The following is a 6,000-nucleotide window of genomic DNA, read 5'->3' as shown; positions in this document are numbered from 1 at the left end:
CGGCCGAGAACCGTCTGCGTGTCTTCATGCTGGATCGTCCTTTTCATCGGTCGATCCACCTTATGCCCCTGTCTCGGAAACCGGGACCACCTCACCGGTAACCTCCTCGAAAGTCTTGTTGGCGCCGAACTCGAACACCTTGGCCCGTTCCGGACGCAAATCCGAGGGCAGGTAGGCAGTCGAAAAGCCTTTGAGCGTTTCGAAGATGCTCGGCATACGCAAGGCGTCGGAATAGCGACCGTAGAGGTGGAGATCGTCAAGCGGCCGCCAGCTCAATGATAGGTTCTTGGAAAGCCCGCTGCTCGAAACATGCGTGATCTGACCCGGTATCATTTCATAGGCGAAGTCCGGCCAGTTGCCTGTCATGTTGAAGCTGTAGTTGCGGTCCATCGTGCGGAAGTCGACGTACCGCAAACCGGCAGTCACCTGCCATTCCGGCGCAATGTCCCATTTTCCGTTGGCGAAGGCGCTTGTTTCCGTACGGGAGCCCGAGCGCGGTGGAAATTCCGAGTGGTTGATCACCCATTGCTTGTCTTCGAGATCCTTCGGAAGCCCGACAGTCTCACGCTGCCAGGCCCCTCCATACTCCAGTAGAAATTCACCGGGTATGGGGGCGATCACGCTTTCGTTCGAGACCGACACGCCATCGCGGATCGTCTGGGAATACATCACCGACCGGGTTGCAGTGTTGCCTATCGTCAGCAAATTCGTAGCGCGGTGGTCCAGGTCGGTGCGAAATGCATTTACCTTCAGATTGATGAGGTCGCTTTCAGGCGACCAGCGATAGCGGGCATTCCACGTTTTGAGATCAAGTGTGTCCGGTTCGGACTGATAGCCCCCGACAGCGCTGGTGTGGGTGCCGAGGCGGGTCGGCATAATCTCCCCGAACTCACTGTCGTAGCGCATATAGCTCAGTTCCAGCGCATGATCTGTTCCAAACCGGATATTGCTCTTGAGAAGCAATGATTCAGTATCCGTGGAGGTGTTCAGGACTTCTTCGCCGCCCTTCCAGGGGGAAAGGCCCTCATAGCCGATATTCGGGAAGTCGGGATCAGTGGTGCGATCGACGAAAGATGGCTGCCCGCCGCCTTTCGTTCCCGAGAAATAGTTGCCGTTGTGACGCCGTGCATAGGCGGCGACCAAGTCGATGCTTTCCGAACTTAAAGCCGCAGCCACGCTTCCGTTTCCTCCTGTCGGATCGAGGAAGGCGGGACGGTCCATATTGCCGCCGTCGCGCGTTGTCGGCGTGGATCCTGCCGCATAGCTGCCACCGGCCATGCCGCCGGGTGTCAACACGTCCGGCGGGGTGGTGCTGTTGGTGTTGAAGCCTCCACGCAGCCGGACGCCCATTTGCTTGCCGGGCAGCAGAATGTCGGCTGCTGAAAGTGTACGCATCCGCACGACTCCGCCAATCGCTCCTGAGCCGTCAGCCGCGGCGCTGGGCCCTTTCTCGACCGAAACTTCACCGATAAAATCGGGATCGACATAACTGCCTGAACGGGCGCCGTTATAACCGCGATAGACGGTCTGTTCCTGCGTGGCGCCGTCGATCACGACCGGGACGCGACCCTGTCCTTGCAGCCCCCGGATATTCACATCGAGCGCGCCCGAGTTGCGGCTGTCTCCATTGATGACGCCGGGTATGCCGGAGATGAAATCTCCCGCCGATGTTCCACGTCGCTGTTCGATCTCCTGTCCCGAAATATAGCTGACTGACCCCGTGCTTCCGTAAGTGTCGTCGTGACTTCCGAGCGTTCCTCCGCCCGCGCCGCTGATGGTAATGGTGTCAAGCACGAGCGATCCGTCCGCATTGACCGGCGCGTCAGCGACAGCGGTTGAGGGATCGTACACGGTGACGGCGTTGCCGCCTGTAAAGCGCCAGGCAAGACCGCTGCCTGACAGGAGCCGCTCCAGAGCCTGGGTCTGGGTGAGAGGCCCTTGCAATGCAGGCGCAGACCTGCCTTGCGCCAGTTCCGCCGGATAGGCGATGCGCAGGCCCGTGATACGGGCGAAGGCGGCGAGGGAATCGGAAAGCGACTGGGCAGGGATATCGAAGGAGGCCGGTTGCAGCCTGGCTCCAGTCTGCGCCTGGGCGACAGACACCGAAGCCATGGGAACCATGGCCGTCGATGCGATCAGGAACGCCTTCAACATATGCACGCGCGTAGAATTTCTCACTATAAGCCCCTGTCCTCGGTTCTCTGCGTGAGGGCGGCGAACTCAAGCTTTCATACCCCTCATCAGTTTAGAGAGGCGGGGCGCGGAAAATCCTCAATTAAAGAGGATAAGAAAACTCAGGAAATTTCTAGGCCGTTGAAATCACTGTAAGAAGATTTGCCAGATGACGAACGTGGATGGGCAGGCCCCCCTGCAAGGCATCCAGCGACCCACGTGGATCGCGCAGGTCGAGCACCGCATCGACGCGAAGCGCGTGCAGGCCGCGACCGGCGATAACGATGCTTCCGCCGTACCATGGCGACAGCGCAGCGACGACCTCGGCGAGCGTGCGCGCATTCGCACGATAGAAGCCCTGCCGCCATGCTCCGGTTTCGGCGACGTCCTGGGTGCGAACCGGTCCGATGTGGCCTGACCCATTCACCGCGACGATATCGCCCTCACGCAGGTCGATATAGGAGGCGGCTGGCGCGAACACCCTCGCCATGTCTGCCGCAACGGCGATCTCGGTTCCGCCATCGGGAAGGTCGCGGGTGACGTTGAAGGCTGCGCCGTGCGACCGTATCGAGAGACCGTCCATCGCAACCCGGAACGGGTGTGACGGACCGCTGGCTACCTCGAAGAACGCCTGCCCCTGAAGAAGCGAGACGCCGCGCGTGTCCGGGCCGAAGAGGACGTCGATGGCGGACCGGGCGCTGAGCGTGACCCTTGAGCCGTCAGGAAGCTCGATCAGGTTCGTTGTGGCGACGGAGGTGGCATGATCGGCAAGGATGCGCGTGAAAGCGCCGGAACGCCACATGCCGCCGCCGGCCGCGCCGGCTGCCGCCAACCCGATCAAACCCGTCAGAACCGCCCGTCGTGATACCGGGCGCGGCTTCCTGCCCGGTTTGACGAGACCGGTGGCAGGGTCGACATGCAGTTGCGAAATGTCCGACCAGAGGCGCTCAGCCTCCACGGCGGCCCGTTCGTGACCGGGGCTCGTCATACGCCATGCGCGCCATTCCTGCCGGTCGGCCCTGGTCGCCGTTCCGGAATTCAGCCGCGCGACCCATCGCACCGCCGCCTCGATGAGTTCATCCGTTTTTTGGTCAGCATCAACCGTCATGAGCGCCAGCCCGCGAGCAAAAATCCGCATCATATGTATAGAGGGTGGGTGAGGGCAAAAACCGCAACGGCAAACGAAATTTCCTCAGTCGTCGGCATGCACGCGCATCAAGGCGCGGCAATGGAGAAGCGCGCGGACCACATGCTTCTCGACCATGCTGACGGAGATGCCGAGCCTGCCAGCGATCTCGGGATGGGAATAGCCTTCGAACTTGTTCATGACGAACGCCTTGCGGCAAGCTGGCGGCAGTTCGTTGAGGAAGACGGCGAGCTTGGCCAACTGCCGGCGCTGCTCATAACGGGCGACGGAGTCGTCGACGAGTTCCGACTCCGGCAGAGCGTCGAAATCGACGCGACGGGACCATTCACGCTGCTCGCGGGCGGTGAAAGCGATCGCGGCGTTGCGGGTGGCCGTAAAGAAATAGGTTTTCGGATGTTCGATCGGGGTTGCTCCGCCACGAACGGCCAGGCTGACCCAGGCGTCCTGCACGACCTCTTCGCCATTGTCGCGGCCGCCCACCAGCCGGGAGGCGAAGCGGACGGCCTCGGCATGGTAGCTGCGAAAAATGTCGTTGAGGAAGTGTTGGAACGAACGGGCCATGGCACTGATTTCCGCACAGCATTAGATGTCGAGACGACTTGCCTTGGCTGTAATGGCTGGGCAGAAGGTTTTGTCGTCGCTTATACGATCGCAAAAATGCAGGCAACTACAATGAATTAGAAGCGATCCGGGCCTGGCGGGGAAGGAGCGCCAAAACATGAGCACGCAGAGCATGTTTTCTGGTTGATTTCATTCGCCGACTCCTTGTCGCGTTGAGCCGGCGGTTCCGATCGCCATTGCTGCGCATTCAGGATATCTGTGTCAAATACGCAACATTTGTGCCGTCGGGGCAGCGTCCTTCATCACCAGTGGCGCAGCGCCGACTCCTAAGCCTGAAGCGCGAGCTTCATGTGATCGAGCACCAGCGTGTCACGGTCGCCCGCCCTGATCGCCTCTATAATGATCTCATGCTCCGCACAGAAACGCTCGGCAAGCTCCGGATGACATAGCGGCCGACGCTGAAACGCTCGGTCAGGTCGCCCTCGACCAGACGTTCGCGTGGCCGCAATCGTCTGAAAATGATGTCAAATCTCAACGCATTGGCGATCTGGTCGATCATTTTTCCGCCTTCTTGCCGGCTCCCTCTAACACGCCGCCGACGCGGGTCGGAACGCTCTATCGGCTACCGTCCGTATTGTTGACAATCATGCTGACCACGTGCCAGTCAAACGTCCAGGTTGGGTCCGGGAATTATCATGTACGACTACTGCATTGTCGGAGGGGGCATTGTCGGCCTGGCGACGGCGCTGACGGTCTCGCGCAACAAGCCGGACGCCCGAATACTGGTCATCGAGAGAGAAAACGCGCTGGCCAGTCATCAGACCGGACACAATAGCGGCGTCATCCATGCGGGCATCTACTACGCGCCCAAGAGCTTCAAGGCGGAGCTGTGCCGCGCCGGCGAAAGCGCGACCAAGGCGTTCTGCGATGAGAACGGGATTGTCTACCGCACCCCCGGGAAGCTGGTGGTGGCCACCGATCAACTCGAAATGATGCGACTTGCCGCACTGGAGGTGAACGCGGCCGCCAACGGCATTTCCTGCCGGAGGCTCGGCGCGGAAGAACTGACGGAGATGGAGCCTGCGGCCTCGGGTCTGGGCGCCATCCTCGTTCCGCAATCGGGCATCGTCGATTATGCGCAGGTGGGTCGCACAATGGCCGACCGGATCCGGGAGCGCGGCGGAGAAATCATGACGGGCATGTCGGTCGAGCGCCTGGAAGAGCGGGCCGATCATGTGCGCGTCGTCACTGCCGAGACCGTCTTCGAGGCGCGCTACGCGGTGGCGTGCGTAGGCCTGCAGGCGGATCGTCTGGCCAGCCGCTCCAGCATGGAAGTCGATTTCCGCATCGTGCCGTTTCGTGGCGAATACTATGCCCTGCGGCCGGAACTGGCCAATCTTGTGGAACGGATGATCTATCCGGTGCCGGACCCGGCTCTGCCCTTCCTCGGCATCCATCTCACGCCAATGATCGACGGTGCGCTGACGGTCGGCCCCAATGCGGTTCTGGGCCTGTCGCGCGAAGGTTATCCGAAATTCTCGGTCAACGCGCGCGACATCGCGAGCTATCTGCGCTTTCCCGGCTTCTGGAAGCTGATCGCCGCCAATCTTTCCAGCGGCGCCGGCGAGATGAGGGATTCGCTCTTCAAGAGCGCCTATCTGGAGAAGTGCCGGAAATACTGCCCGTCGCTGCAACTGGAAGACCTGCAACCCTATCGTGCGGGCATCCGCGCGCAGGCCGTGTCGCGCAGCGGCGCGCTGATCCACGATTTCATGTTCCTGCGTTCGAAGCGCGCGCTGCATGTTTGCAATGCGCCATCGCCCGCAGCCACCTCCGCCCTGCCGATAGGCAGGATGATCTACGAGCGGCTGCACGCCGCAGACTGACCTCTTCGCGAGGGGACGGCATTGCCTACCCGACACCGGATCGCGTCGAAGAGGGGGCGCGGCGTAAGACCGGCTGGCCCGGAATTGGCCCGCTTCCCCAAGCCGCCTGACGTCATCTCTATGCCGGCCTGTTGATCGGGAGTGGCGGGGACATCAAATCCGGCAGCCGGAATCCGGCATGGATCGCCCGCGCCTTCGTACATTTTGTCGCAGATGAACCGTCTGGTTGTTTGA

General features: G+C 61.3%; 5 protein-coding genes and 1 pseudogene. 1 reads left to right on the top strand and 5 read right to left on the bottom strand.

The features are described 5' to 3' along the window. Nucleotides 1-60: 60 nt before the first annotated feature. From ABID44_RS13955 to ABID44_RS13935, 5 genes and pseudogenes are all read right to left on the bottom strand, one after another. On the bottom strand, nt 61-1,794 hold the full coding sequence (locus tag ABID44_RS13955) for a TonB-dependent receptor domain-containing protein (RefSeq protein WP_354152328.1): 1,734 nt from the start codon (nt 1,792-1,794) through the stop codon (nt 61-63). A 63-nt stretch (nt 1,795-1,857) separates the two neighbouring features. Beyond that, nucleotides 1,858-2,112 (bottom strand): annotated as a pseudogene (locus tag ABID44_RS13950) (STN domain-containing protein); the annotation flags it as partial. 193 nt (nt 2,113-2,305) lie between these two features. Continuing rightward, on the bottom strand, nt 2,306-3,280 hold the full coding sequence (locus ABID44_RS13945; RefSeq protein WP_354152323.1) for a FecR family protein: 975 nt from the start codon (nt 3,278-3,280) through the stop codon (nt 2,306-2,308). Nucleotides 3,281-3,364: 84 nt separating this feature from the next. Next, nucleotides 3,365-3,880: a sigma-70 family RNA polymerase sigma factor gene (locus ABID44_RS13940; protein WP_354152322.1), complete on the bottom strand. Its 516-nt coding sequence runs from the start codon at nt 3,878-3,880 to the stop codon at nt 3,365-3,367. A gap of 394 nt (nt 3,881-4,274) precedes the next feature. Beyond that, the gene (locus tag ABID44_RS13935; RefSeq protein ID WP_354152321.1) at nt 4,275-4,439 is read right to left on the bottom strand and encodes a hypothetical protein; all 165 of its coding nucleotides are present in this window, start codon (nt 4,437-4,439) and stop codon (nt 4,275-4,277) included. A 136-nt stretch (nt 4,440-4,575) separates the two neighbouring features. On the opposite strand from ABID44_RS13935, the gene lhgO reads away from it, so the two are divergent. Beyond that, on the top strand, nt 4,576-5,766 hold the full coding sequence (gene lhgO, locus ABID44_RS13930; protein WP_354152320.1) for an L-2-hydroxyglutarate oxidase: 1,191 nt from the start codon (nt 4,576-4,578) through the stop codon (nt 5,764-5,766). Nucleotides 5,767-6,000 lie beyond the last annotated feature (234 nt).

It is taken from the genome of Aquamicrobium ahrensii, assembly GCF_040545755.1.
Lineage (GTDB): Bacteria > Pseudomonadota > Alphaproteobacteria > Rhizobiales > Rhizobiaceae > Mesorhizobium > Mesorhizobium ahrensii.
The sequence above is the reverse complement of the archived record's forward strand: the minus strand, read 5'-3'. Positions and strand labels throughout refer to the sequence as shown.

Bases quoted from the DNA above. Each gene is read 5' to 3' on its own strand.
- ABID44_RS13940 (WP_354152322.1), bottom strand. From the start codon at position 3,880: ATGGCCCGTTCGTTCCAACACTTCCTCAACGACATTTTTCGCAGCTAC.
- ABID44_RS13935 (WP_354152321.1), bottom strand. From the start codon at position 4,439: ATGATCGACCAGATCGCCAATGCGTTGAGATTTGACATCATTTTCAGA.
- ABID44_RS13945 (WP_354152323.1), bottom strand. From the start codon at position 3,280: ATGACGGTTGATGCTGACCAAAAAACGGATGAACTCATCGAGGCGGCG.
- lhgO (WP_354152320.1), top strand. From the start codon at position 4,576: ATGTACGACTACTGCATTGTCGGAGGGGGCATTGTCGGCCTGGCGACG.